The following is a 26,056-nucleotide window of genomic DNA, read 5'->3' as shown; positions in this document are numbered from 1 at the left end:
GAATTTATTTTGTTAAAAATAAACTAAGAGTTTTTTGAATTTACCATAAATTAACTATTAAAAATAATTTTATTGGCTAGAAACCAAATATTTACTGATTATGGAAATTTGATACGTGGCTGTTACAAGAATAAAAATTTTCACTTTCGACAATGTTTTAATCGAAAAAAAGTATGAATGGGGTATTCTTTTACCATCTCAAAACTAACTTCTGGTCAGCTTCAGTACAATCAAAATTTCAGCAAAAGCCTTTCGACTTCAAAACAAAATGAATTCTTATGGATTGAAGCTATAGCTGATTTTAGAACCATTTATCGATTGGATTGGACGTTTAAAAGATTAATAGAAATATTTACTTTAAAATTTTATAACCAAAAGTGTGTTTATAGACTCTTTCTGCTATTCAATGATGGTAATCAAAATCAGTCTTTTTTAATATACCATAAAATTTTAGAATAGAAACGTATTTTTATGCTAATTCAAGACAGGAACATTCCTTTATTAGCTTACATTTCTGCCAATAGAATGTTAATTTTTTTTTTGAGAGTTAAGTATTCATATATATTTGTCGCTATGAAAAACATGATTATATTTAGTCTGGTAGCCTTTTTTAGTTTGACCAGCGTAGCGCAAAAATCGGTTTCTCCCTATAAGTGGGATTGGGTAAGAGATGGTATCTGGACAGGCGCTGGTCTAGGCGTTAGTGCCTTTGGATTAAGTTTAATTACAGATAAAGATAACATTACCGAAGCAGAACTCGCGACCATTGTGTCCGAAAAAGAGGACATTAATTTTATGGACAAGTGGGTTGCTGGCAATCATTCTGAAAATGCGAATAAAATTAGTGATATCCCTTTTTTAATTTCTTTTGCAGCTCCGTTTGCATTACTATTAGATGGTGATATTAACGATCATACCTTACAATATGTAGGTATTTATGTACAAAGTTTAGCGACAACAGCATCTTTATATACGGTTACGGCAGGCCTAGTTAATAGATCACGACCATATGTATATGATGAAAGTGGGGATACAGAATTGGATAGACGTACCAAAAATAATGGACAACGTTCGTTTTATTCGGGACACGTGGCAGCGACCGCGACCGCAACTTTTTTTGCGGCAAAAGCATACCTTGATTTTAATCCAGATACTAAAGGAAAAGGATTTATTTGGGCTGGAGCAGCCGCCTTGCCAGCAGCAGTAGGTTTTTATAGAATGGAAGCTGGTCAACATTTTTTAACCGATGTTCTTCTAGGTTATGCTTTAGGAGCTGGTGTTGGTATTTTAGTTCCAGAATTACATAAAGTAAAAGGCGATAATATTGATGTGTATCCTACTTCGGGTATCAATAACTTTACAGGCGATCGTTACAGCGGAATGGCTTTTAGATATACGTTCTAAACGCTCTTTACATATAAAAACAAAAAAGTCGAGAAATTAATTCTCGACTTTTTTTATATCTTCTAATTTTCGTTTTACACGTTAAACCTAAAGTGCATAACATCTCCATCTGAAACTACATATTCTTTGCCTTCTACGCTTAGTTTTCCTGCATCCTTAACCTTAGCTTCACTTCCATAAGAAACAAAATCATCGTACTTAATTACTTCAGCACGTATAAAACCTTTCTCAAAATCAGTATGGATAACTCCTGCAGCTTGCGGAGCGGTCGCTCCAACAGGAATCGTCCAAGCTCTCACTTCTTTTACTCCAGCCGTGAAGTATGTTTGTTGCTTCAATAACTTATAAGCAGATCTAATTAACTTAGCGGAACCAGCTTCCTCTAAACCTATATCATTTAAGAACATTTTACGCTCTTCATAATCTTCAAGCTCTGTAATATCTGCCTCGGTACCAACGGCCAATACCAAAACTTCTGCGTTTTCGTCTTTTACCGCCTCTTTTACTCTTTCAACATATGCATTTCCGTTAACGGCAGCATCTTCATCTACATTACATACGTAAAGTACTGGCTTATCGGTGATAAACTGTAAAGGAGTTACAAAATCTTTGCGTTCTTCTTCATTTAATTGAATAGCTCTTACAGAAATTCCAGACTCTAAACCCTTCTGAAGTTTTAATAGTGCATCCTGTTCTTTTATCGCTTCTTTATTTCCAGTTTTTGCAGCACGTTTTACTTTTTCAAGTTTCTTCTCAACTGTTTCTAAATCTTTTAATTGCAATTCTATATCTATAGTTTCCTTATCACGAATAGGATCTATATCACCGTCAACGTGAACTATATTATCATTATCAAAACACCGAAGCACGTGTAATATGGCATCGGTTTCTCTAATGTTTCCTAGAAATTGGTTACCTAGACCTTCCCCTTTACTGGCTCCTTTTACTAAACCTGCAATATCTACTATATCTACAGTTGCTGGTAAAACTCGCTCTGGTTTTACCAATTCTTCCAATTTTTCCAATCTAGAGTCAGGTACATTCACTACCCCTATATTAGGCTCTATAGTACAAAATGGGAAATTGGCGCTTTGTGCTTTAGCATTTGACAAACAATTAAATAAGGTTGATTTTCCAACGTTAGGCAATCCTACTATTCCTGCTTTCATATTTTTTTAAAATACATTTTTCAAGCGGCAAATATACAGAATGATTTTGTTTAATAAAGCATGAATAAAGAAGGGATATTGTATAATGCTCATCTTTCTTTAAGTAAACATTACCTAGGTCTTATTAAAAATTAACATATGATAAGCTTATTTTTACAGTAATTAGAAAGTATTATAAACTTAAAAACAACTAATGATGAAAAAACTAGTGATTACAGCATTGTGTCTTACTTTTGGTTTGGCTAACTATGCACAAGAGGATAACTTAGAGAAAACTGTTACTACAAAAACTACGGTAAAAGACAGTAAAGGTGAAAAAGTAGCGATTAAAAAAAGAAATATAAAATCTCAACAACAGCTGGGGGTAGAAAACAATAGCGAAACCAATCAAGCGGTAATGAGATATAAGCCTCAAATTTCTAGTTCTACTTCATTTGTGACCGCAGAAGATAGTTTCTTAATTATGCCAGATGGAAAAGGCTATACTGTACATAAGATGAATGGAAATAAAAAAGAGGAATACGCTGTTATTAGAAAAATGCCAGAAAAAGAAATGTACATACTACATACAAAAGAATATGATTCTTTTGGTTACTTTGATAAAGAAGGAAATTTTGTAGTTGGAAACTATGATCCTAAAGTTGATGGGGTAGTTTCAAAAAAGTATAAAATTAATAGACCCACAAGATAATTTTACAAACTAATATTTTAAAAAAATCCCATTCAAAACGAATGGGATTTTTTGTTATAGTGTTTATAAATCGTGCATGAATGCTTGTTTCTCTAAGAGCTTTTCTTCTGTTTCTACATTATCATCATCTGGTATACAGCAATCTACAGGACATACCGCAGCACATTGTGGTTCATCATGAAAACCTTTACATTCTGTACATTTATCAGCTACGATAAAGTAAAACTCATCACTTACTGGCTCTTGGGCCTCATCTGCGTTTACTTCTTTCCCATTGGGAAGTGCAATATCACCATTAAGGTTGGTTCCATCGGCATATCGCCAATCATCTGCACCTTCATAAATGGCGGTATTTGGACACTCTGGTTCGCAAGCTCCGCAATTAATACATTCGTCTGTTATAATTATAGCCATTTTATTCTTTTTATATATGTAACTTTGCACAAAAATAAAGCCATTCAAGTAGATAACCAAATAATATGAATGTAGAAGCACGTATCAAATCTTTTTATTTACTAGGAAATTCGTTAAAACGATTTTTAAATCATGAAAAAGCCTCCTCTCCTTCCGAAGAAAACTTTTTTAACCTATTAGAAGAAAAAGTAAATCATGCCATACATTACAACGCTTGGTTTACAAAAGAAAATATTCTTTTCTCTTTGCAACAATGGAGTGAAGCTTTAGAAAAAAAGGAATTAGAGAATTGGCTCTCCAGTTATAAGCAACCCAAAGATAAAAATTTAAGGGTTGCCATCATTATGGCCGGAAACATTCCTCTAGTAGGATTTCACGATTTCCTTTGTGTTTTACTTAGCGGAAACAAGGTTTTAATTAAGCAATCCTCTAACGACAATCAACTTCTTCCTGTGATTACGCAGTATTTAGAAGAAATTGAACCAAGCTTTAAAGAAAGAATTGCCTTTTCTAAAGATCGCTTAAATGACTTTGATGCCGTGATCGCCACGGGAAGCAATAATACTGCCCGCTATTTTGAATATTATTTCTCTAAAAAGCCGCATATTATTAGAAAGAATAGAAACTCTGTGGCTATTTTGACTGGGAATGAGTCTAAAGAAGAATTACAACCTCTAGGTGAAGATATTTTTCGTTACTACGGATTAGGTTGTCGTAATGTTTCAAAAATATATGTTCCTAAAGGACAAAAGCTAGATTACTTTTTTAAAGCGGTTTATGATTGGCATCCTATTATTGACTCTAACAAATATGCTAATAATTACGATTATAACAAGGCAGTTTATTTAATGAGCGAATTTAAAATCTTAGACAACGGATTTTTAATTCTGAAGAAAGACGAATCCTTCTCCTCTCCTATCGCTTCTTTGTTTTATGAAGAATATGAAGACCTTGAAGCCTTAAAGTTAACCTTAGAAAAAGAGCAAGAAAATATACAATGCATTGTTTCTAATGGATTAGACGCCTCGCATATTCCCTTCGGAAAAACTCAGCAACCAAGATTGTATGATTACGCCGACAATGTGAATACTATGAAATTTTTATTAGAATTATAGTTAAAACTAAAAGTGATGAAAAAGCATAATTTTAGTGCAGGACCTTGCATTTTGCCATCTTCGGTTTTTAAAGAAGCTTCACAAGCGGTGTTAGATTTTAATAATTCTGGCTTATCCATATTAGAAATCTCTCACCGCAGCAAAGATTTTGTTAGTGTCATTGAAGAAGCAAGAACTTTGGTTTTAGACCTTTTAGGTTTACAAAATAAGGGCTATCAAGCCTTGTTTTTACACGGTGGCGCTAGTACGCAATTTTTAAGTGTTGCTTACAATCTACTAGAGAAAAAAGCAGCTTATTTAAATACGGGAACCTGGTCTTCTAAAGCAATTAAGGAAGCAAAACTGTTTGGAGAAATAATTGAAGTAGCGTCTTCTAAAGATAAACAGTTCAATTGTATACCTAAAAATTATTCCGTAGATCAATCTTTTGATTATTTTCATTGTACCAGCAACAATACCATTTATGGTACACAAATAAAAGAGTTTCCTTCCGTAGAAATTCCGATGGTTTGTGATATGAGTAGCGACATTTTTTCACGGGAATTGAACTTTGAAAATTTCGATTTAATTTATGCCGGAGCTCAAAAAAATATGGGGCCTGCGGGAACTACTTTAGTTGTCGTAAAAGAGTCTATTCTAGGGAAAGTAAGCCGAGAAATTCCTTCACTATTCGATTACCAAATTCAAATAGAAAAAGAGAGCATGTTTAATACTCCAGCGGTTTATGCAGTTTACGTTTCTTTGCTTAATCTACGATGGTTGCAATCTTTAGGCGGAATTAAGGCTATTGAAAAAGCAAATCATAAAAAGGCTCAACTCTTGTATTCAGCAATAGATAATAATTCTTTATTTACCGGTTACGCAGCCAAAGAAGACCGCTCAATTATGAATGCAACCTTCAATTTAAAGAGTAAAAAATTAGAACCTCTATTTAATGATATGTGCCAAGAAGCCAATATTAACGGGATTAACGGTCACCGAAGTATTGGTGGTTACCGAGCTTCTATGTATAACGCCTTACCTATTTCAAGTGTAGAAATTTTGATAGAAGTAATGAACCAATTAGAAAGAAAAGCATAAGATGAATATTTTAATCAACGACGGATTCTCTTCCGCAGGAATAGCCGCCTTAGAGAAAGCAAATTTTAAGGTCTTTCAAATTAAGGTGGCGCAGTCTCAATTAGCGAATTATATCAACAAGAATGCTATTGAGATAATTCTAGTGAAATGCAATACACAAATTCGTAAAGAATTGATAGATGGATGTCCGCAGCTCAAACTTATTGGTAGTAGCAGCGCAGAATTAGATCATATAGATTTCGTCTACGCGGAAAAAAAAGATGTTCAAGTGATTCATACACCAAATGCAACTTGCCAAAGTGTTGCCGAAATGGTTTTTGCGCATATTTTTAGCAGCATTCGGTTTTTAAAAAACACCAATCAAGATATGCCGTTGGAAGGCGATTCTCGTTTCAAGGAACTTAAGAGCGGTTACAGCAATGCGTCTGAATTGCAGGGAAAAACTTTAGGAATTATTGGTTTTGGAAGAACAGGAAAGGAAGTTGCCAAAATTGCGTTAGGTTTAGGAATGAAAGTGCTTGTGAATAGTAAGGCTTCCGAAGAAATGAGTATTAAGCTTCAATTTTTTGACGGACAAGAGGTTTCTTTTGCTATTCCCTATGCTTCTTTGCAGGAAGTATTAAAAACGGCAGACATTATTACACTTCATGTGCCAGCGCAAAATCAATACTTGGTCAGAAAAGAAGAACTAGAACTTATGAAACCCACCGCAGGAATTATCAACACTTCTCACGGCAGCGTTATAGATGAAGTTGCCTTGGTGGAAGCTTTAAACGATAAAAAAATAGCATTTGCCGGTTTAGATGTTTTCGAGAAGGAGCCTAATCCAGAAATTCAGATTCTCATGCATCCAGATATTTCCTTAAGTCCGCATATTGCTGGTTCTACGCAAGAAGCTCAAGATAAGAGCGCAGTTCAACTTAGTAAACAAATAATTAATATATTCGCAAAACATTAATTAATAGAGTTTATTATGCAAAAATACATCTTCGCTTGTATCTTTTTACTTTTAACTGCGTTTAGCTTTGCACAAGTTCAAACCGGGAAAGCATCATTTTATGCAGATAAATTTGAAGGAAGACGAACTGCAAGTGGAGTAAAATATCACCATAATAAACCAACCGCTGCACACCGCCACCTTCCTTTTGGCACCAAAGTAAGAGTTACCAATTTGGCTAATAATAAAACAACTGTGGTAGAAATTAATGACAGAGGACCTTTTGTAAGCGGGAGAATTATTGATCTTTCTAAGTCCTCGGCCCAGAAATTGGGCTATATAGGTTTGGGTGTCACCGATGTGGCTATTGAAGTAATTGGGGGTGATAACGATGCTATTGCCGATGTTTCTACTCCCACCGATGCAGATAATGAAGAGACAGCAACTTCTAATCCCGATGCTGCTGTAGCGCAAGTAGAGCCTTTAGAATTTTATGAATTAAACATCAATAAGGTTGAACCAGATTGGTTTGGCGTACAAATAGGAAGTTTTCAAGAACTTGCTAATTTAATTCGTTTGGCAGATAACCTAAAAGCTAGTTATCAGAAGGATGTTATCGTGCAGGTGAAAGTAATTCAGGATATCAAAGTGTATACGCTAGTTGTTGGTAAATTTAAAGCGAGAGATAAAGCCGAAAAGTTTAGAGATAAAATTTCTAAACAGTATCCAGGAAGCTTTATCGTAGACTTTTCTCAATTTCAATAATTAATTTTTATTTCTATGAAGAATTTTATCTATATATGTGTTCTAATTTTTGCAATGTATAGCTGTAGTAGTACTGCAAAACTTAGCGAATCCAATCCAGAAGTAGCTTCTAATGAGAATAAGGGCACTTTAACAATTACGAATAACAATTTAGCCTACGAAATAATTATTGGTGAGCCGGGATATAATGCTTGGCTTAGCAAACAGCAACCTAAAAATACGTATCATTTAAACTTCTTAGAAAAGAAAAATGCTTCGTTCTCTTCTTCTTATAATGATAGAGTTGCTAATAAAAATTACAATCAAGATTTTTATCCTTGGGAGATTAATTATGATCCTAATTTAAAGTACGGTTTAGAGGTAAATTATTCTTTATATACTTACTTCCTCTACTTTCAAGAAAAATACAATCAAACCCTTTAAAAATCTACTATGAAGAAACTGAAAGAACGTTGGGGAATTGAATCCAACTTTCAGCTCGTCATTATATTTTTCGTTTTTTCAATTACTGGTTCTTCAGCCGTTTTTGCAGCGAAACCTTTATTAAGCTTTATTCACTTAAGTCGTGACCAATTTCCTGATGCTTTTTTTTGGGGCGGATTACTCTATTACATCCTGCGCATCGCCATTATATTTCCTATTTACCAAGTTTTATTGGTTTGCTTCGGATGGCTTTTTGGCCAATTTAAATTCTTTTGGGGTTTTGAGAAGAAAATGTTGAGACGTTTGGGTTTAGGACGTTTCTTATCTGAAGAAAAAAATTAGATTTTTTTCTGATTTTTGTAGAATTTTTAAACTTTCACAACGATAAAATAATTGGCTTTGCTCAGTTTCGCTCTTTATGACGAATACTTACTCTTCTTCTGGTTTCTTCGGATTTAAAGGGCGCACAGTAATTTCGTCTATTAGCATATTATCTGGAGTTTCTAAAATATGCATTAAAGTATGGGCTAAATATTTAGGTTGAAGCATATTTTGATGCGCTTCAATTCCTGAAGTTTTAAAGAAATCTGTAGCAATAGAACCCGGATTTAAACATGTTACTTTAATATGATCTTCCCGCAATTCTTTGAGTAAAGCAGCGCTAAATCCTTGCACCCCAAATTTTGTAGTGCAATAGGCCACGCTTTCTGGTCGACCAACTTTCCCTAAAACAGATCCTATATTTACAATATGCTTTACTTCCGCAGTAGTTTTCATAAGCTTAACAATAGCGGCGGTAATAAGAAACATCCCGTTTAAATTCGAATTGATCATTCCCGACCATTCTTTAAAAGAAGTCTCTTCGATTTTATGAAAGGAACCTAAGCCGGCATTATTCACCAATATCTGCGGAATATTCTCCTTAGAAAATGTAGTGGTCACCCATTCTTCTACTTTTTTTTCTTCGGAAATATCCAACACCACCGGAATAAATTTTTCTTTCAAGTCTTGTTTTAATTCTTGTAAGACTTTTTCTGTTCTAGCAAGACCGTACACCAATGCGCCTTTTTCGATTAGTGATTTTGAGAATGCTCTCCCTAATCCACTACTAGCGCCCGTTACGATGGCTATTTTATTTTGAATATGCATACATAATCTTTTATCTGAAAATTAGTCTTCTTCGTAAGTAAGTTTACCTTTCGTTACTTTCGCTGGTTGGGTATAGGGATGTTCTGTTGTTTTATTTTTGCCCATAATATGTAAAATTTCCCAAGATTCTGCTTTTAAAATATCGGCAATCATAGAGCGATGACAACGCCACCAAACTGCTTCTGCACACATAACAGCTACTTTTTTACTGCTGGCAACTTCTTCTAACTTTTTTAATTCGGCTTTAAAGCTATCCGTTTCCATATAATCGGCATAACCTCTAAAAGATTCATTGCGCCAAACCTTATTTTTTGAATCGGGGGTTGTTTTTCTTCTACCGCCTAAATCTTCAAAATAGGTATATTCAATTGTATGCTTCCGTAAAGAATCCGCTAAGGCATCTTGATTATACTGCGGAAATTTTCTAGATCCAGGCAAGCTTCGTACATCTGCTACCACTTCTACTCCAACCGAGGTTAACATCGCTAGAAACTCTTTTAACGAATGAGTTGAGTGTCCAATGGTATATATATATTTTCTTTTAGTAGTAGACATTTTTAATGGGTTTTAGAAGTTGATCCTAAAGTTACCATGCTCTTTGCCAAAACGGCAAAGAGCATGGTATACTATTCTTAGCAAAAGTTAGTTTTTTCATTGATTACGCTAATTCTGCTTCTAAGCTAATGTTTAAAGCTAATGCTTTGCTCACGGGACAATTGTCTTTTGCAGCGTTGGCACACTCCATAAACTTATCATTATCTATATGTGGTATTTTCGCTTTTAGTTTTAAATGAGATTCTGTAAGCTCTAAGGCATCTGGGTTCATGGTAACTGTAGCAGATACTTCCAAAGAATCTGGCGTAAAGCCTTCTTTTCCTAGAATTAAGGTTAAAGCCATTGCAAAACATCCTGCGTGAGAAGCTGCCAGCAATTCATCTGGATTCGTATTATTATCGTTTTCAAAACGAGAAGTATAACAATATGCCGCCTCGTTTAAAGCTTTACTCTGGGTAGAGATTTTTCCTTCTCCTTCTTTTATAGAACCGTTCCAAACGGCTGTTGCTGTACGTTTCATATGTATTTGTTTTTCCCTCAAAGAGGGGTTATTTATCGAGGCTGAGCTCGAATTTTTATATTTTTTTTCAGATTCTTATTCCCTGAAATATTATTCAGGAAATTTGCTTTTTCATTATTATTTTTCAGCAATAATACCAAAAGCAGTTATTTGTGACTCGTGCGTTTTAAATACATTTCTCATTTTGATGATGCGAGCACGTTCTTTAGGATGCGTTAATACATTAAAACCTATTTTTAAAGTTCTAAAAAAACCTTCGTCTTTTATCACTCTGTCTGGTTTTAAAAGATGCATGGGTGATTCAAAAACTTCTCGTATTTTAAAACCTTTTTTTTCAAAAGTTTACACCACTCTACTTTTATAAGAGGTCTGGCATTCACCCGCATGCTTTGGGCTAATTTGCGTTGAATACTAGCTTTGGTTTCATTAGAGATTTCACTTGGAATTAAACTTAATTCGTGAATTCCATAAAGTCCTCCTTTTTTAAGAATACGATAGGCCTCAGCAATTATTTCAGATTTTCGATGATCGGCTTGCATCGTTAACATCGCTTCTCCCAATGAGTTTATTCGCATAGCCTTCTTTTAGACCCGTATTGGCTGCATTAGTATGAATGATTTTGCGATTTATACCGCCAATCTTTTGGGTTAATTTACGAAAAGCTTCCTCATTTAATTCAATTCCTGTAAAGGTTTTCAGGTTTTTCCGAAGCAATAAATTTGCGGTGTAACCAATTCCTGGTGCAAACTCTACCATAGCATCTTCTGTACTAATTTGTAAATCATCAATGATCTTTAAGCTGAGTTCCTTTCCGCCTCGACGCAATACTTTTTTGCCCATTTTGGCCAAAATCCAATGCCTCTGCTCTCTATCTATCCTCTTATTTTTCATCAGGATTTTTTGGCTACATCTTCCACGCGTTTCGCTGTATCTTGTTTGTTTAAACTAAGCCTAACAATACTATCTTCTTGCGCTGTTAAATCGTGAGGAACATTACCTTCTAAAGCTAGCAATTCTCCTTTGTTTAACGTATGCATTTCGCCGTGAACACCAAAGTCTATAGCTCCTTCAAAAATTTCTACTACAATGGGAAAAGGTGTTTTATGTTCTTTCATAACTTGTCCTTTCTTAAAGACAATCCTTATTTCTTTTCCATGTTCGGTATCCAATAAAACTTTTATATTTGGACGACTCTCGTTGTATTCTAGGTTGGATGTTAATGATGCAGTTTTCATACTATGTTTAATTTAAAATATTAATTACTTATTTAGAATGATTCAAAATTACCTTAAATTTATTTAATTCTGGATAGATTTCAGCAAAAAAAAATATACCTTTTTAGTTAAAAGAAAGACTCATATAAATCTTGCTTTAAATACATTACAAAGTAGAATAGACCAAACGCAAAAACAACAATCAATAAAGCCCAAATCCACGATGGAATGGCTCTTGGATTCTCTGAACCTCTAATAATAAACTTATCATTGGTTTCACTACCATAGGCATTGATAGTGATAGAAGTTTGCGTATCTATCACCTCATTATCCTTTAAACCTATCACAGAAATTTCTGGACCATTTTTAACTTCAAAAGGAATAAGTTTAATTCCCTCTATATGATTGGATGATTTGGCAATAATTTTGAGTTGGTGCTTCCCGTCAGGTATTTTTGTAGTGTCTAAAACAAACTTTACAGGCGGAGCAAACTCAGCAAAAGGCTGTACCTCCTCATCTAAGAATACCTTAATAATTCTATTGTCTTCTATATTATGAGAGTCCTTCATCTTTGATAATATTTTTAATGTGGTTAGGGTTCTTTTCTTCTGGTTTTACTAAAAATTTAATACTTAAGAATAAAGTAAATACAACAATAGCTACAGCTACCCAAATAATTACAGCATCCACTACGGCATTGGACTCAAGAGGATCTCCATTTGTTGCCGCTGTAGGTTCACAATACCATTGCGCCCATGTGGGAGTGGTAAATAATAAGATAAGCAGTACTAAAAAACTCTTATGTCTCATAAGTTTATTCATTTCGTTCTATAATTTAGAATCCCTAACTTTTCTAACGTCTTCTTCTGTTACTTCTGGGGCTTCATTACCCCAGCTGTTTCTTTCATAATTCATGATGGCTGCAATTTCTGCATCGGTTAATTGATCTGCAAAAGCTTGCATAGGACCATAACCTTCCATTTCATTGTAACCTTCTAATATAATTCGAATCATTTTTTCTGAATCTTCATTATTTACCGTTTCACTTCCCGCTAAAGGCGGAAATGCTCCCGGAACACCTTTACCATTATCTTGGTGGCAAGCAGCACAATTATTCTTAAATAGTTTTTTCCCATCTAAACCTTTTGAAGCAGAAGCAGAACGTCCAACTGTAGCTTCTTTTATTTTAGAAAAAGGAATAAAATCTGGCGCAGAGTTCTCTGGCATTTTATGTTGTTTTAAGGTTTGAAGATAGGCAACGAGCTGCTTGGCTTCTTCACTTGCAACTATTTTTTTATTGGGATTGTCTAAAAACTGACTAGGAACGGCAACGACCACATCATCTTCTCTTACCCTAGTACTATCTACCTCTTCAAATAACCAAGGGAAACTAGGCATAATAGATTTTTCTGAAACCGCTCTTGGATTATATAGGTGAAGCATTTGCCAAGCAGCTCCTGGTTGTCTTACGCCAACATTAGTCAAATCTGGCCCCGTACGCTCACTACCTAGTAAAGAAGCCGATTGGCGCCAAATGTCTAAACGTTGTTTACTATACACATAATCTTCTGGAATAGAAGGACGATCTCCCCACATCGCATCCATTTCAATATTTCTTACTTGTTGCGTATGACAGGCTACACAGCCTTCGCTTATGTAAACGTTTAAACCCTTAAGTTCTGTATCTGTTAATTCTTCTTGCTCTGGTAGTGGTTCATACCCTTCCATTTGAAAAGCAGGTATAATCGCAACTCCTATACTAAGTACTGCAAACACGCCAAAAACGGTAAGCAGTAAAGCTTTATGATTTGTATTAAAATCTAACATATTTATTTTTTAAACGGTTACCGATTCTCCTTTAATAATTTCTGATTTTTTACTTCTTTTGATAGGCTTTTCTCGTTCTTTTTTAACCATATAATAGAAGTTATAAGCAAAAACTATATGCGAAATAAACATTAAGGTTCCACCTACGGCTCTCCATACCCAGTACGGTTGCATCAAGGTAACCGATTCCATAAATGCGTTACCCTCCATCCAACTTAACCCTCTTAAAGTACCTCCATACATCAATGATATCATATACGCAAAAAGACCTATAAATGCCAACCAAAAGTGACCTCCAACCAATAATTGAGATGGCTCTATTCCATTTAATTTCGGAACAATCGTATAAATACAACCCCATAGTAAAAAACAGATAATGCCGTACATCGTCATATGAGAGTGGGCTACATTAAAATCTGTAAAGTGCCAAACGAAATTGGTAAATCGGAAGGCTTGAAAACTTCCTTGGCTAGATCCTACAAAATAAAATATAACTCCTACTAGAAAGAACGGTAACACATAACTTTTTGAAATGTGATTCCAAGCACCACGCATAGTCATTAAGAAATTTGTAGTTCCTGCAATTACTGGAATAAACATTCCCGCACTAAATACAATAGCGACAGTTTGTAGCCACCAAGGTAATGGACTAAAGACAAAGTGATGCGTTCCTATCATTGTGTAAAATAACATTTGCGTCCAGAAGGCTAATACTCCTAAGGAATAAGAGTAGATGGGCTTGTTTAAGGTAGCTGGAAGATAGTAATACACTAGCCCCAAGGTAAATGTCATAAACCACATTCCTACACCTTGGTGCATATAATATCCTTGAATAACGGTTTCTCCCATCCCATTTTGATAAAAAGGCAAATAGCCAATAATAGCAAGTACAATCGTCCAAACTAGAGAGGCTATAATAAACCAATTAGAAATATAAATCTCACTTATTTTTCTAGTCGCTACCGTTTTATAAAAATTATATAAGGTAAGAATTAAACCAATGGCAAATAAAAGCATAATGGGCCAAATGTACTCTCTATACTCTCCTCCTCCATTATTGATACCAGCCATAAGTGCTAGATTACCTAATAATACCGTTGAGTTGATAAGAATCCAAGCGATTTTTGCTTTGGCATAACTATAAATCTTAGTATTAGAGGTTCTGGCAATTACAAAATAACCTAATCCAATCATAGCCAAAGAAGCCCAGCCCCAGAAAACGGTATTGGTATGTACAGGTCTAAGTCTACCAAAAGAAAGCCAAGAAATTTTGTCTAACTCTGGCCATATAAATTTAAGCCCTAGATATTCTCCAACCAAAGTTCCAAATACTAACCAAAATGTAGCAGCTGCCAAATAATAGGTCACTATCTTTTTTAATTTTTTTGGAGTTTCAATGCTAAGTGGTGTTTTCTTCTTTTCATCAAAAAATGAGTTGTTAGGATCTTTTCGAACACGTTTTACCAATCCTTTTTTATCTACTGCTCTATTTGTGCTTCCCAGTTCATCTCCTTTCAGCTTGTACTTTAATGCTTTCTTTCGGTTTTCAAGAATAGTATCAATTTCTTCATTATCTAAAGAAACCAACTCATCGCTAAAAGCCATACGCTCCTGGTCTAGCTTCCTTTGTTTTAACCTATCGAGATACGCATTTAATTTGGCCAGAAAAATAACCACGGCAACAAATAATACAATTATTATAAGGACAACGGTACCAATAATACCGGGACTAGTTTCCCAATCCTTAGTCATTTGACTGTTTTGCGCGTTTCCAATAAAGTTAAGGAAGAACATAAGGGTGGAAAGAAAATAGATTTTACTGTTTTTCATAAATAACGACATTAAACGTTTTTAGTTTAAAATAGAGCATTTGCTCGATTCATTTTGTCTATAAAGAATCAGCAACAAAAGTATTTTTTATTAAGTCATAATTTTATGATTGAACTCATAAAAGAATATTTAATGACAAAAATCACCTTTAATCTAAAAAAGAGATTCGAGAATAAATAAATTTACTAATTAAATCAAAAAAAGGTCTGACAATTAAGTCAAACCTTCTCTGTATAGATGAAAACATCTAAACTATTTCTACATTTTACGCGTGTTGTAGTTCGTGTTTTCCTTCGTGAATTTCTTCAATCACTTTAGCATTAAAAGCTTTTAAATCGCCAGGATTTCTACTCGTTACCAAAGCTTGATCTACAACTACTTCTTTATCTACCCAATTGGCTCCCGCATTTTCTAAATCTTTCCTAATAGATTTGAAAGAAGTCATCGTTCTGCCTTTAACTACTTCTGCGTTAATAAGTGGCCAACCACCGTGGCATATAGCTGCAACTGGTTTACCTTCTTTAAAGAAGTCTTGTATAAATGTTATTGCATCTTCGTCAATTCTTAATTTATCTGGATTAATCACTCCGCCTGGCAATACCAAAGCATTGTAATTTTTAGAAGAAACTTCACTTAAGGTTTTATCTACCTTAAAATCTTTTCCCCAATCGCCATCTGTCCAACTTTTTATACTTCCGCTTTTTAAACTTACTATATCTACATCAAAACCTTCATTCTTTAATGCTTCTAAAGGAGAATTTAATTCACTTTCTTCAAATCCATTGGTGGCTAAAATAGCTACTTTCTTTTTCATAATATTCTTTTTTAAATTCGTGTTTTATTTTATACTAAGTTAAAAAGAAGATGCTTATTTTTTCCTAAAGTAAGCTTAAACTTTAATGCACAATCCGTTAAAAAATCATAACGATAAATTAATCTCTAGGTTCTGAAAGTTTATCTAAGTCTTTTTTATTACGTTCAATTTCTCGACGCTTTTCTTCTAATTCTTCTAGCTCCTGATAATAGGCAGGTTCTGCTAGATTACTAGGTACAATATCTTCATTCTTATACAAGGCATATTGTACGGTAAATTCTGCTCCAAAAAACAAAATAAGACAAGAATAATAAACCCATAATAAAATTAAAACGACAGATGACGCTCCACCATAAGCCGAGGCAGGATCACTTTCACTAAAATAAAATCCTAATAAATACTTACCAATTAAAAACAAAAGTGTGGTTAAAGAAGCCCCAATGAAAGTAGTTTTCCATTTAATTTTTATATCGGGTAATAATCTAATTATACTAGCAAATAAAAATCCTATAAATATATAGCTCAATATAAAATTAAGTACTCCTACCCCATAAGAGGTAATTTTGGGCGCATAAACGCTGATGTAATCGCTCAAATAAGAAACTAATGTGGAAATCACTAAAGAAATGAGCATTAAAAAACCAATCACGAAAATCATTCCTAAACTAATAGCTCTGTCTAGAATAATTCCCATTATGTTATCATTTTTAGGACGAACGCTCCAAATATTATTCATCGCTTTTTTAAGCTGAAAAAATGCTCCTGTAGCACCAAAAACTAAAACACCTATGCTAATAATTAAGGTTATAAAACTTCCTTCTTCTATAGCAGCACTTCCTATCATAGATTGAATGGAATTTGCCGTTTCGGGTCCCGTAATGTCACTTATTTGAGCAATTAATTTTTCCTCAACATTGGAGCGTTTAAAAAAATATCCTGCAATCCAAGTGATAATTAATAATAAAGAAGGCAATGAAAAGAGGGTATAGTAAGCCACTACAGCACTGTGCTCAAATGGCTCATTATTCATCCAACTTTGATAAGTTTTTTTGAGAACTAGTAGTTTTTCTTTCATTAGTATGAATAATTTCTTTTCAAAATAAAAAAATTAGGCTATGGTTTTAGTAAATTGTCCTTCTCTACGATGCTTTTCTTCTAATAATAAAGCATATTCTCTACCTGTTTGTCCTTGTACAGAAGAATTTTCTTGTGCTCTTCTAATCAAATAAGGGATTACATCTCTAATGGGACCAAAAGGAACCAATTTTGCTGCATTATATCCGTTAAGGCCTAAGTTAAAAGAAATATGATCACTCATTCCAAAAAGCTGACTAAACCAAATTCTTTCATCATCTTTACTAATACCTTTTTCATCCATTAATTGCATCGTTAAGTAGGTACTTACTTCATTATGAGTTCCTATATAAAGTGAAATATCCTCTAAATTTTGCATTGCATAATAAATAACCGTGTTAAAATTAACATCAGTAGCTTCTTTATCTTCACAAATGGGAGTAGGATACCCCATCTTTTTTGCTCTGGCGTTTTCTTTTTCCATGTATGCCCCGCGTACAATTTTAAGTCCTATTTTAAAACCATCGTTTTTAGAGCGTTTATGAAGATCTTTTGCGTATTGAAGTCGGTCCCAGCGGTAACATTGTAATGTATTGTAGACAATTACTTTTTCTTTATTGTACTTGGTCATCATTTCTTCCAACAAATCATCAGAGGCATCTTGCATCCAAGATTCTTCGGCATCGGCCAAAATTCTCACGTTCATTTGATGTGCTAATTTGCAAATTTCATCTACACGATTTCGAACTCGTTCCCACTCCTCTTGTTCTTTCTTATTTAGTTCCTTCTTACTAGAAACCTTTTCCCAAATAGCAAAACTTCCTATTCCTGTGGGTTTAAATACCGTAAACGGAATTGCTTTTTGCTCATCTGCAAACTCCACCAAATCAGATTTTACCTCTAAGGCTTTATCAAATTGCGCTTCTTCCTCTTTTCCTTCCGAAGAAAAATCTAGCACACTATGCACGTGCATTTCGTGCATCTTTTCTATAATAGGCAAGCAATCTACTTTAGATGTTCCTCCACAAAACATTTTAAAAATAGTTTTCTTGATAAGTCCTTCTACAGGCAAATGCAATTTAAGAGCAAGATTGGTAAGTCTAGTTCCTATCGCAACCAAAAATCCTTTATTCATCATTCCGAAGATAAATAAAGATTTTTTTAACTCACTATCATCTTTTAAAGCAAAAGCTCTCTTCGTATTATTAAAAATCTTAGTAACCATTAACGCTATTTTTTTTTACAAATATAAGCTGCGAAGTAACACTATTTTCTTTTTTCTATTTAATTTCGGCACTCATTTAACACCAACTTTAATGAAATCGATAGCTTCTGTTAACAATTGTATACACTTTGGCGAAACAGCATACCAATCTTTAAATACGTATCTGCAAGAGTCTCAGCCTTCCAAAATTTTTATATTGGTAGATTCGCATACCAACGAGCTTTGTTTACCACAGTTTTTACAACTATTAGTTACAGATATCAGCATAGAGATTATTGAAATTGATCCTGGAGAACAAGAGAAAAATATAACTACTTGCAATGGAATATGGGAAACTTTATCTGAATTGGATGCCGATAGAAAGTCTTTATGTATCAATTTAGGAGGGGGTGTAGTAACTGACCTTGGCGGATTTGTTGCCTCTACCTTTAAAAGAGGAATTGCTTATATTAATATACCAACTAGCTTATTAGGAATGGTGGATGCAGCTATTGGCGGAAAAACTGGAGTAGATCTAGGGAAGTTAAAGAATCAAGTTGGTGTGATTAGTAATGCCGAAATGGTTCTTATAGATACCAGCTTTTTAAATACCTTAAGTGCTAGTGAAATGAGAAGCGGATTAGCAGAAATGCTTAAACACGGACTTATTTATGACCTCGCCTATTGGAAAAAAATGAGTGATTTGTCGCAACTTACGCTAGAAGATTTGGATGCGTTAATTTATGAATCCATTCACATTAAAAACAAAATTGTTACCCAAGACCTAAACGAAGACGGAATTAGAAAAACCTTAAACTTTGGTCATACGCTAGGACATGCCATAGAAAGTTATTTCTTAGAACATAAAGAAAAACCGCTTTTACACGGGGAAGCTGTTGCTGTAGGAATGATTCTCGCTGCATACCTTTCTAACCAGCTTAAAGGCTTAGGAGACTTGCCAACTAAAGAAATAAAAGAGACTGTTTTAAAAACCTTTTCAAAGGTTGAGTTTCATAAAAAAGACCTGGCTCCTATTATAGAACTCATGAAATATGATAAAAAGAACAGTCATGGTAAAATCAATTTTGTTCTGTTATCAGCCATAGGAGAACCTATTATAGATTGCCAAGTCTCTAATGAATTAATTGAAAAAAGCTTTCAGTTTTATAGTGAGTAAACCACCTCGGTAGCAAGCCCACGAAGCATTATTGAAATCATATTTTAATTTCGAGACAAGCCTCTCTTAATTTCGAGATAAACCTCGGAGCATTTAAATCTCAATTATCGAGTAACTATAAAATTTGCTCTGCGTGGGCTTTGGTTTTTACTTTAGAAATGACATTTGCTATTTTTCCGTTTTCATCGATCACAAAAGTGGTTCTATGAATGCCTTCATATTCTTTCCCCATAAATTTTTTAGGTCCCCAAACGCCAAATGCGTTGATAACTTCCTTTTCTTCATCGGCTAATAAAGGATAGGGCAATTCGTGTTTGTTTTTAAAGTTTTGCTGTCTTTTGGGAGTATCTGCACTAACGCCCAAAATTTCATAACCCTCTTTTTGAAATGTCTCCCAATTATCTCTAAGGTTACAAGCTTCTGTAGTGCAGCCTGGAGTACTCGCTTTTGGATAGAAAAAAACGACTAGTTTCTTACCTTTATAGTCGCTGAGTTGATGCATGTTTCCATCTTGATCTTTTGCCGAAAAATTTGGAGCTTGATCTCCTTCTTGTAATGTGGTCATAATTGTTATTTTTGTTTAAAAATACACAAAATGAACAAGCAAGAAAAAGTAAGCTTCGTTATAAATACGTTAAAGGAACTCTATCCTACGATTCCCGTACCTTTAGACCATCAAGATCCTTACACTTTATTAATTGCTGTTTTACTTTCCGCGCAAAGTACAGATAAAAAAGTAAATCAAATTACGCCCATTCTTTTCGCAAGAGCAGATAATCCTTATGATATGGTTCGACTATCAGTAGAGGAAATAAGAGAAATCATCAAGCCCGTAGGTTTATCGCCTATGAAGGCAAAAGGAATTTATGGTTTGTCTAAAATGTTGATAGAAGACCATCACGGCATCGTACCAGAAGATATCGAAATCTTGGAAACCTTCCCGTCTGTAGGACATAAAACGGCAAGTGTTGTGGTCTCTCAGGCTTTTGGAATACCAGCATTTCCTGTAGATACGCATATTCATAGATTGATGTATCGTTGGAATCTAACCAATGGAAAAAACGTAAAACAAACAGAAAAAGATGCAAAACGCTTGTTCCCTAAAAATATTTGGAACGAATTACACTTACAAATCATTTGGTATGGAAGGCAATATTCTCCGGCTAGAGGCTGGGATTTAGAGAAAGATATCATCACCAAAACAATTGGTAGAAAAAGTGTACTTGAAGAGTATGCTAAAACAAAAAAAAGAACCCGTTAGTTACAACGGGTTCTAAAGTATTTAGTTAAGAAGTGTTTCAAACTTCATATTTTTGTAATTAATAATGCTTAAAGTTTTAGAATAATTCAGCAAAAAAGCAATCGTTTCTTTGCGAGGTTGTAGGTTTCCCAATTCTTCTTTTTTAGAAGGTTTATTTACGTATAGTTTTGCCATTTAGCCGTCATTTTAGTTAGTCCTTTAAAATAACGGAAATAAATTGGACTTATTGCATTAATTGATCAAAACAATATTATGCTTTTCTATCACCTTTCTTAAATTAATTAATGCATAACGCATTCTTCCAAGAGCAGTATTAATACTCACATCGGTTCGTTCTGCAATTTCCTTGAAGCTCATGTCTTTATAGATTCGCATCTTAAGCACTTCTTTTTGATCTTCTGGAAGTTCCTCAATTAAATTTCTTACGTCTTTTTCTATTTGATCTTTCACCATCACACGTTCTGCATCTAAACTATCATCTTTCAAAACGTCGAAAATATTAAAATCACCGCTGCAGTCAAATTTAGGCATGCGGTTATTCTTTCTGAAGTAATCAATCACAAGATTATGAGCAATTCGCATCACCCAAGGTAAGAACTTACCTTCTTCATTGTATTTCCCTTTTTTCAAGGTTCTAATCACCTTAATAAAAGTATCCTGAAAGATATCTTCAGTTACATCACGGTCAAATACTTTGGAATAGATAAAATTATATAGCCGCTGCTGGTGGCGATTCACTAATTTAGATAAAGCTAATTCGTCGCCTTTCATATAGCAACTAACCAGATATGCGTCTGTAGGGGTTTTGATTTTTTTCATACAAGTTACTTAGTTAAACACACAAATAATGATATAGGTATGTCTAAATTAAAAATTTAGGATTTTTTGAGTAACAGTATGCAATAGGCAGTATAAATCTTTTTGTTCGGGGGTAAATATATAAATATAATTGAGACAACCACACAATAGTTAATTATTTTAACATATTTTCTGCCAAATCAATCCTTTTATAACGTGCGTTTATTAATTACCTTTGCGACAAAGCATTATAAACAGTGATGACAAGAGACCTTTCAAAAATAAATCCCAAACAAAATATTATTATAAAAGGAGCCAAACTCCACAATCTTAAAAACATAGATGTGGTGATTCCTCGCAATAAACTGGTGGTAATTACTGGTTTATCGGGTTCGGGGAAATCCAGTTTAGCTTTTGATACGCTTTACGCGGAAGGACAACGCCGCTATGTAGAAAGTCTTTCATCTTATGCGAGACAATTTTTAGGAAGATTGGACAAACCTAAAGTAGATTATATAAAGGGAATTGCGCCTGCGATTGCGATAGAGCAAAAAGTGAATTCTACCAATCCGCGTTCTACTGTGGGTACGTCTACAGAGATTTACGATTACCTCAAATTATTATATGCCAGAATAGGAAAGACATTTTCTCCCGTTTCTGGAAATCAAGTCAAAAAGGATACGGTAACCGATGTGGTTTCTCATTTCAAATCCCTAGCTGTAAAAGAGAAATTGCTCCTCCTCGCTCCTATTCATATAGAAGAAGGAAGAACTTTATTAGAGAAACTCAAGGTTTTACAACAACAAGGTTTTAGCCGAATTAAATGGAAAGATCAAGTTTTACGTATTGAAGAAGCGCCTAAAGATATTAAAGGAGAAACTTTTTTGGTGGTAGATCGTATTGTAATAAAAGACGATGAAGATTTCTTTAATCGTTTAGCCGATGCCGTCCAAACCGCATTTTATGAAGGAAAAGGAGAGCTTTTTGTAGAAAACTTAACTCAGGAAAACCAGAAGCATTTCAGTAATAAATTTGAGCTTGACGGAATAAAATTCTTAGAGCCCAATGTACATTTATTTAGTTTTAATAATCCTTATGGATCTTGTCCTAAATGTGAAGGTTATGGAGATGTAATTGGATTGGACGAAGATTTAATTTTTCCTAACACTTCGCTTTCTGTTTACGAAAATGCTATTTTTCCATGGCGCGGAGAAAGTATGAGTTCTCATCGCGATCAATTGGTGAATAACTCTCATAAGTTCGATTTCCCTATTCACAAGCCGTACTTTGAGTTAACCGAAGATCAAAAGCAACTTTTATGGGATGGAAACTCCTATTTTAAAGGATTAACTGCCTTTTTTGAAAAAATGGAAGCCAAAGCTTATAAAATACAAAATAGAGTGATGCTTTCTCGTTACCGCGGAAAAACAAAATGTACAGCCTGTAAAGGTAAGCGACTGCGAAAAGAAGCAGAATATGTAAAAATTGATGATCATTCCATTACTTCTCTAGTAGAGTTACCTCTGCAAGAATTAAGAGACTTCTTTAAAAACTTAAAATTAGATACTCAGGATGAAGCCATTGCGAAAAGACTTTTAAAAGAAATTAATAGTCGGTTGCAGTTTTTATCTAATGTGGGTTTAGATTATTTAACGCTCAATAGAAAATCTAACAGTCTCTCTGGCGGGGAATCTCAACGTATAAATCTAGCAACTTCTTTAGGTTCTAGTTTGGTGGGTTCTATGTATATTCTAGATGAACCTTCTATTGGTTTACATCCCAAAGATACAGAGAAACTAATTCAGGTGTTAAGAGACTTAAGAGATTTGGGGAATACGGTCATTGTGGTAGAACACGATGAAGACATGATGAAAGCCGCCGATGAAATTATAGATATTGGGCCTGAAGCTGGTACTTTGGGCGGAGAAGTTTCAGCTGTAGGAAATTATAAAGAAATTTTAAAAGCAGATTCGCTTACTGCCAAATACTTAAATGGAGAATATAAGATTGAAATTCCGCGAAAGCGTAGAGATTATAAATATTATATAGACCTCATTGGTGCTAGAGAAAATAACTTAAAAAATATAGATGTTAGGTTTCCACTAGGTGTTTTTACAGCAGTTACGGGAGTTTCTGGAAGTGGAAAAAGTACCTTGGTAAGAAAACTTCTTTACCCTTCTATTTTAAAGGAAACGGGTGGTTACGGTGCTAAGGTGGGCGAAATGACGACCATTAAAGGGAAATATGGAAATGTAAAACACGTGGAGTTTATAGATCAAAATCCTATAGGAAGGTCTTCTCGCTCCAATCCTGTGACTTATATTAAGGCTTACGATGTGATTAGGTCGCTTTTTGCGGCACAAAAATTAGCACAAGTAAGAAATTTTAAAACGAAACATTTTAGTTTTAATGTAGATGGTGGCCGTTGTGAAACCTGCAAAGGCGAAGGCGAAGTAACTATTGAAATGCAATTTATGGCCGATGTGCATCTGGTTTGTGAAACCTGCAATGGAAAGCGCTTTAAGAAAGAAGTTTTAGAAATAAAGTTTGAAGGAAAAAATATTGACGATATTTTAACCATGACTATTGATGATGCTATTGCTTTCTTTACGGAAGAAAAACAAGCCAAAATTGTAAAAAAATTACAACCGCTACAAGATGTTGGTTTAGGCTATGTAACTTTAGGACAAAGCTCTTCTACCCTTTCAGGAGGCGAAGCACAGCGTATTAAATTGGCATCGTTTTTAGGCAAAGCTACCACAAAGGATAAGGCTTTATTTATTTTTGACGAGCCTACAACAGGATTGCATTTTCATGATATTAAAAAATTACTTAAATCTTTTCAGGCCTTGATAGAGAAAGGACATTCGGTTGTGGTGATAGAACATAATATGGATCTCGTAAAATGCGCCGATTATGTTATTGATCTTGGATTAGAAGGAGGAAAAAACGGCGGATATTTAATCGCTAAAGGAACGCCTGAAGAAGTCGCTAAGGATAAAAAATCTTTTACGGCTTCTTATCTAGCTGAAAAGCTTTAATGGTATAGTTATTGAATATTTATAACTGATTATGTATTTCATAATAACATAATTTTGGTTAGTTAGTTTAAAGGGTTCTTGAAAAAGAGCCCTTTTTTATGGAGTTATAAATCTGATATACAGACGTTAGTGAGTTTGGCACATTAATTGGTTTTTATAGTGCGAATAACTATTAAATCCATACTCATGAAAAAGTTTTTAAATCTAATGCTGTTGCTATGTGTAACTGCAAGTGTTTTCGCAAAAGAAAATAAAGTGAATAGCGCTGTACATTATGATTATGGTAAATCTATTATTTTTACTGAGAATCATATAGAATTTGCCATTTATCCCGATGGGCAATTCGATTTTCATTATCAGCCAGCAACGACGAACGTCAATATTCATTCTTCTAATGTTAACATCAGCTTTAACAGCGGTTACGATTATGATCCGTATATTCAATATGATGATTATGGAGCGATTGTTCAGATAGAAAATGTTCCTATTTATTATGATTATTATGGAAGAATCATACAAGCCGGAAATGTAAATGTTAATTATAATAATTCTGGAAGATTAGTTAATGTAGGTGGTTTGCACGTTTATTATGATAGTTATGGTCATTTCTCTCATTTTAGAGGATATATTAATCCATATAATAGAGCATATGTATATAGACCTTGGCACAGGTATTACACCATACCGTTAGCAAATCATTGCATCGTCTATGCCAGGCCTTACAGAGCTTATTACCATCCGCATAGAGTAAATTATGAGTACTATAGAAATCATTATGTACGTCGAACCCATAGGGATTTTTATAGCCCAAATCAAGATGTTGCGCATTATAGAAGAGGAGAAACCAGTACTAAAAGAAGAAGTTTAGCACGTAATAGCACTAGAAAAGATGCTAACTATGCTGCAAACAATAGAAACTCTAATGCACAAACCACGAGAAGGTCGACTCAAAATAGTACCCGTAGAAATTCTGCGAATGCGCGTAATGGAAATAGAGAAGTAATCCGCAATAGCGAAAGAAGTGTCAATAGAAGCACTACTTCTTCACAAAGAAATTCAGTTTCTACGAGTAGAAACAAGCAACAATCAAGAGCAATACAAGCTCCAACTGCACAAAAACAAAGCGTTTCTACTCGAAATGACCGCGGTAGAACAAAACCAAATACGCATAAAACACGTACATTAAACAGACATGCTTCTGCTACCCGCAGAAGATAAATGTTAGTTTTGGTTGGTTAGTTTTTCCCCTTTCTAAATAGCTTATGCTTTTGGGAAGGGGTTTAAAACAAATTAACAATGTCATATGGCATTTAAACTCGTTCATTTTCCTCCCGAAGCTTCGGGATTATTTCCCACGCCCGTGCCGGTAGGATGGGTTGCTCATATTTTCCATAGCTATACTTCCACTTGGCTCAGCACGAGTGGCTATGCAAACCAAACGCAGCGCCATAGAGCGAAAAGGCAACTTCGTTTTCTATAAGACATTACAAAATTAAATTGGTTTTATCTATTTAAAACTTGAATTCAACCTATAAACGCAACTTTTAGCGGAAATAATATAATTATTTTTCAGAAGGAAAGAAGGGATTATTTC

At 34.4% G+C, this 26,056-nt stretch carries 30 protein-coding genes; 12 read left to right on the top strand and 18 right to left on the bottom strand.

Translation table 11 applies throughout. The features are described from left to right. Positions 1-582 precede the first annotated feature (582 nt). On the top strand, positions 583-1,404 hold the full coding sequence (locus tag RLT85_RS06265) for a phosphatase PAP2 family protein (RefSeq protein WP_311401187.1): 822 nt from the start codon (positions 583-585) through the stop codon (positions 1,402-1,404). A 74-nt stretch (positions 1,405-1,478) separates the two neighbouring features. On the opposite strand, the gene ychF is transcribed toward RLT85_RS06265, so the two are convergent. Further along, positions 1,479-2,573 carry a redox-regulated ATPase YchF gene (gene ychF / locus RLT85_RS06260; RefSeq protein ID WP_311401186.1) on the bottom strand — a complete coding sequence of 365 codons (1,095 nt, stop codon included), beginning with the start codon at positions 2,571-2,573 and terminating at the stop codon, positions 1,479-1,481. Between the two features lie 193 nt (positions 2,574-2,766). On the opposite strand from ychF, the gene RLT85_RS06255 reads away from it, so the two are divergent. Beyond that, entirely contained in the window at positions 2,767-3,264 is a 498-nt protein-coding gene (locus RLT85_RS06255; protein ID WP_311401185.1) for a hypothetical protein, read from the top strand. Between the two features lie 63 nt (positions 3,265-3,327). On the opposite strand, the gene RLT85_RS06250 is transcribed toward RLT85_RS06255, so the two are convergent. Then, the gene (locus tag RLT85_RS06250; protein WP_311401184.1) at positions 3,328-3,678 is read right to left on the bottom strand and encodes a 4Fe-4S dicluster domain-containing protein; all 351 of its coding nucleotides are present in this window, start codon (positions 3,676-3,678) and stop codon (positions 3,328-3,330) included. Positions 3,679-3,743: 65 nt separating this feature from the next. Here RLT85_RS06250 and RLT85_RS06245 point away from each other — a divergent pair, with 65 nt between their 5' ends. The 6 genes from RLT85_RS06245 to RLT85_RS06220 are packed head-to-tail and all read left to right on the top strand — an operon-like array spanning position 3,744 to position 8,340. Next, a complete protein-coding gene (locus RLT85_RS06245) occupies positions 3,744-4,793 on the top strand; it encodes an acyl-CoA reductase (protein WP_311401183.1) in 1,050 nt (349 codons plus the stop codon). Positions 4,794-4,808: 15 nt separating this feature from the next. Continuing rightward, positions 4,809-5,873 carry a 3-phosphoserine/phosphohydroxythreonine transaminase gene (gene serC / locus RLT85_RS06240; RefSeq protein WP_311401182.1) on the top strand — a complete coding sequence of 355 codons (1,065 nt, stop codon included), beginning with the start codon at positions 4,809-4,811 and terminating at the stop codon, positions 5,871-5,873. 1 nt (position 5,874) lies between these two features. After that, a complete protein-coding gene (locus RLT85_RS06235; RefSeq protein WP_311401181.1) occupies positions 5,875-6,831 on the top strand; it encodes an NAD(P)-dependent oxidoreductase in 957 nt (318 codons plus the stop codon). Positions 6,832-6,846: 15 nt separating this feature from the next. Beyond that, positions 6,847-7,575 (top strand): septal ring lytic transglycosylase RlpA family protein, encoded by a 729-nt coding sequence (locus RLT85_RS06230; protein ID WP_311401180.1) that lies wholly within the window; start codon positions 6,847-6,849, stop codon positions 7,573-7,575. 15 nt (positions 7,576-7,590) lie between these two features. Continuing rightward, complete coding sequence (locus tag RLT85_RS06225) at positions 7,591-7,998, top strand: DUF6146 family protein (RefSeq protein ID WP_311401179.1); 408 nt, start codon at positions 7,591-7,593, stop codon at positions 7,996-7,998. 9 nt (positions 7,999-8,007) lie between these two features. After that, a complete protein-coding gene (locus RLT85_RS06220) occupies positions 8,008-8,340 on the top strand; it encodes a DUF6787 family protein (RefSeq protein WP_311401178.1) in 333 nt (110 codons plus the stop codon). 87 nt (positions 8,341-8,427) lie between these two features. Here the strand turns inward: RLT85_RS06220 and RLT85_RS06215 are convergent, their stop codons facing one another. The 13 genes from RLT85_RS06215 to RLT85_RS06155 all read right to left on the bottom strand — a co-directional run bounded on the left by RLT85_RS06215 (position 8,428) and on the right by RLT85_RS06155 (position 18,206). Next, positions 8,428-9,147: an SDR family oxidoreductase gene (locus RLT85_RS06215; RefSeq protein WP_311401177.1), complete on the bottom strand. Its 720-nt coding sequence runs from the start codon at positions 9,145-9,147 to the stop codon at positions 8,428-8,430. A gap of 21 nt (positions 9,148-9,168) precedes the next feature. After that, on the bottom strand, positions 9,169-9,702 hold the full coding sequence (locus RLT85_RS06210) for a DUF488 domain-containing protein (RefSeq protein ID WP_311401176.1): 534 nt from the start codon (positions 9,700-9,702) through the stop codon (positions 9,169-9,171). Between the two features lie 103 nt (positions 9,703-9,805). Continuing rightward, on the bottom strand, positions 9,806-10,222 hold the full coding sequence (locus tag RLT85_RS06205; RefSeq protein WP_311401175.1) for an OsmC family protein: 417 nt from the start codon (positions 10,220-10,222) through the stop codon (positions 9,806-9,808). 117 nt (positions 10,223-10,339) lie between these two features. After that, positions 10,340-10,492 carry a hypothetical protein gene (locus RLT85_RS06200; RefSeq protein WP_311401174.1) on the bottom strand — a complete coding sequence of 51 codons (153 nt, stop codon included), beginning with the start codon at positions 10,490-10,492 and terminating at the stop codon, positions 10,340-10,342. Between the two features lie 243 nt (positions 10,493-10,735). After that, complete coding sequence (locus tag RLT85_RS06195) at positions 10,736-11,113, bottom strand: rRNA adenine N-6-methyltransferase family protein (RefSeq protein ID WP_311401173.1); 378 nt, start codon at positions 11,111-11,113, stop codon at positions 10,736-10,738. Next, positions 11,113-11,457, bottom strand: a complete 345-nt coding sequence (locus tag RLT85_RS06190) for a cupin domain-containing protein (RefSeq protein ID WP_311401172.1) — start codon at positions 11,455-11,457, stop codon at positions 11,113-11,115. Before RLT85_RS06190 ends, RLT85_RS06195 begins: the two co-directional genes overlap by 1 nt. Positions 11,458-11,564: 107 nt before the next feature. Next, positions 11,565-12,005, bottom strand: coding sequence for a cytochrome C (locus tag RLT85_RS06185; protein ID WP_311401171.1), 441 nt, complete (start codon positions 12,003-12,005; stop codon positions 11,565-11,567). Further along, complete coding sequence (locus tag RLT85_RS06180) at positions 11,989-12,246, bottom strand: hypothetical protein (RefSeq protein WP_311401170.1); 258 nt, start codon at positions 12,244-12,246, stop codon at positions 11,989-11,991. Before RLT85_RS06180 ends, RLT85_RS06185 begins: the two co-directional genes overlap by 17 nt. 18 nt (positions 12,247-12,264) lie before the next feature. Beyond that, positions 12,265-13,263 carry a cbb3-type cytochrome c oxidase subunit II gene (locus RLT85_RS06175; protein ID WP_311401168.1) on the bottom strand — a complete coding sequence of 333 codons (999 nt, stop codon included), beginning with the start codon at positions 13,261-13,263 and terminating at the stop codon, positions 12,265-12,267. 9 nt (positions 13,264-13,272) lie between these two features. Beyond that, the gene (locus RLT85_RS06170; RefSeq protein WP_311401167.1) at positions 13,273-15,093 is read right to left on the bottom strand and encodes a cbb3-type cytochrome c oxidase subunit I; all 1,821 of its coding nucleotides are present in this window, start codon (positions 15,091-15,093) and stop codon (positions 13,273-13,275) included. 265 nt (positions 15,094-15,358) lie between these two features. Next, entirely contained in the window at positions 15,359-15,907 is a 549-nt protein-coding gene (locus RLT85_RS06165; RefSeq protein ID WP_308865498.1) for a type 1 glutamine amidotransferase domain-containing protein, read from the bottom strand. A 118-nt stretch (positions 15,908-16,025) separates the two neighbouring features. After that, entirely contained in the window at positions 16,026-16,982 is a 957-nt protein-coding gene (locus tag RLT85_RS06160) for a YihY/virulence factor BrkB family protein (RefSeq protein WP_311401166.1), read from the bottom strand. A 33-nt stretch (positions 16,983-17,015) separates the two neighbouring features. Beyond that, positions 17,016-18,206: a proline dehydrogenase family protein gene (locus RLT85_RS06155; RefSeq protein WP_311401165.1), complete on the bottom strand. Its 1,191-nt coding sequence runs from the start codon at positions 18,204-18,206 to the stop codon at positions 17,016-17,018. A gap of 91 nt (positions 18,207-18,297) precedes the next feature. Between RLT85_RS06155 and aroB the strand changes: the two genes are divergently transcribed. Then, on the top strand, positions 18,298-19,362 hold the full coding sequence (aroB, locus tag RLT85_RS06150) for a 3-dehydroquinate synthase (RefSeq protein ID WP_311401164.1): 1,065 nt from the start codon (positions 18,298-18,300) through the stop codon (positions 19,360-19,362). A gap of 115 nt (positions 19,363-19,477) precedes the next feature. On the opposite strand, the gene bcp is transcribed toward aroB, so the two are convergent. Next, entirely contained in the window at positions 19,478-19,927 is a 450-nt protein-coding gene (gene bcp, locus RLT85_RS06145; RefSeq protein ID WP_311401163.1) for a thioredoxin-dependent thiol peroxidase, read from the bottom strand. Between the two features lie 30 nt (positions 19,928-19,957). On the opposite strand from bcp, the gene RLT85_RS06140 reads away from it, so the two are divergent. Beyond that, on the top strand, positions 19,958-20,623 hold the full coding sequence (locus RLT85_RS06140) for an endonuclease III domain-containing protein (RefSeq protein WP_311401162.1): 666 nt from the start codon (positions 19,958-19,960) through the stop codon (positions 20,621-20,623). Between the two features lie 21 nt (positions 20,624-20,644). Here RLT85_RS06140 and RLT85_RS06135 read toward each other — a convergent pair whose 3' ends face one another. Together RLT85_RS06135 and RLT85_RS06130 are read right to left on the bottom strand one after the other, a co-directional pair. Further along, on the bottom strand, positions 20,645-20,797 hold the full coding sequence (locus tag RLT85_RS06135) for a hypothetical protein (RefSeq protein ID WP_311401160.1): 153 nt from the start codon (positions 20,795-20,797) through the stop codon (positions 20,645-20,647). Between the two features lie 57 nt (positions 20,798-20,854). Beyond that, positions 20,855-21,442 (bottom strand): RNA polymerase sigma factor, encoded by a 588-nt coding sequence (locus tag RLT85_RS06130; RefSeq protein WP_311401159.1) that lies wholly within the window; start codon positions 21,440-21,442, stop codon positions 20,855-20,857. Positions 21,443-21,681: 239 nt separating this feature from the next. Here RLT85_RS06130 and uvrA point away from each other — a divergent pair, with 239 nt between their 5' ends. Next, positions 21,682-24,462 carry an excinuclease ABC subunit UvrA gene (gene uvrA, locus RLT85_RS06125; protein ID WP_311401158.1) on the top strand — a complete coding sequence of 927 codons (2,781 nt, stop codon included), beginning with the start codon at positions 21,682-21,684 and terminating at the stop codon, positions 24,460-24,462. 186 nt (positions 24,463-24,648) lie between these two features. Beyond that, positions 24,649-25,680, top strand: a complete 1,032-nt coding sequence (locus RLT85_RS06120; protein ID WP_311401157.1) for a hypothetical protein — start codon at positions 24,649-24,651, stop codon at positions 25,678-25,680. Positions 25,681-26,056: the final 376 nt, after the last annotated feature.

Origin of the sequence: Mesonia ostreae (assembly GCF_031845265.1) — a bacterium.
Lineage (GTDB): Bacteria > Bacteroidota > Bacteroidia > Flavobacteriales > Flavobacteriaceae > Mesonia > Mesonia ostreae.
Note: the sequence above shows the minus strand (reverse complement) of the source record. Positions and strands in the feature narration are given on the sequence as shown.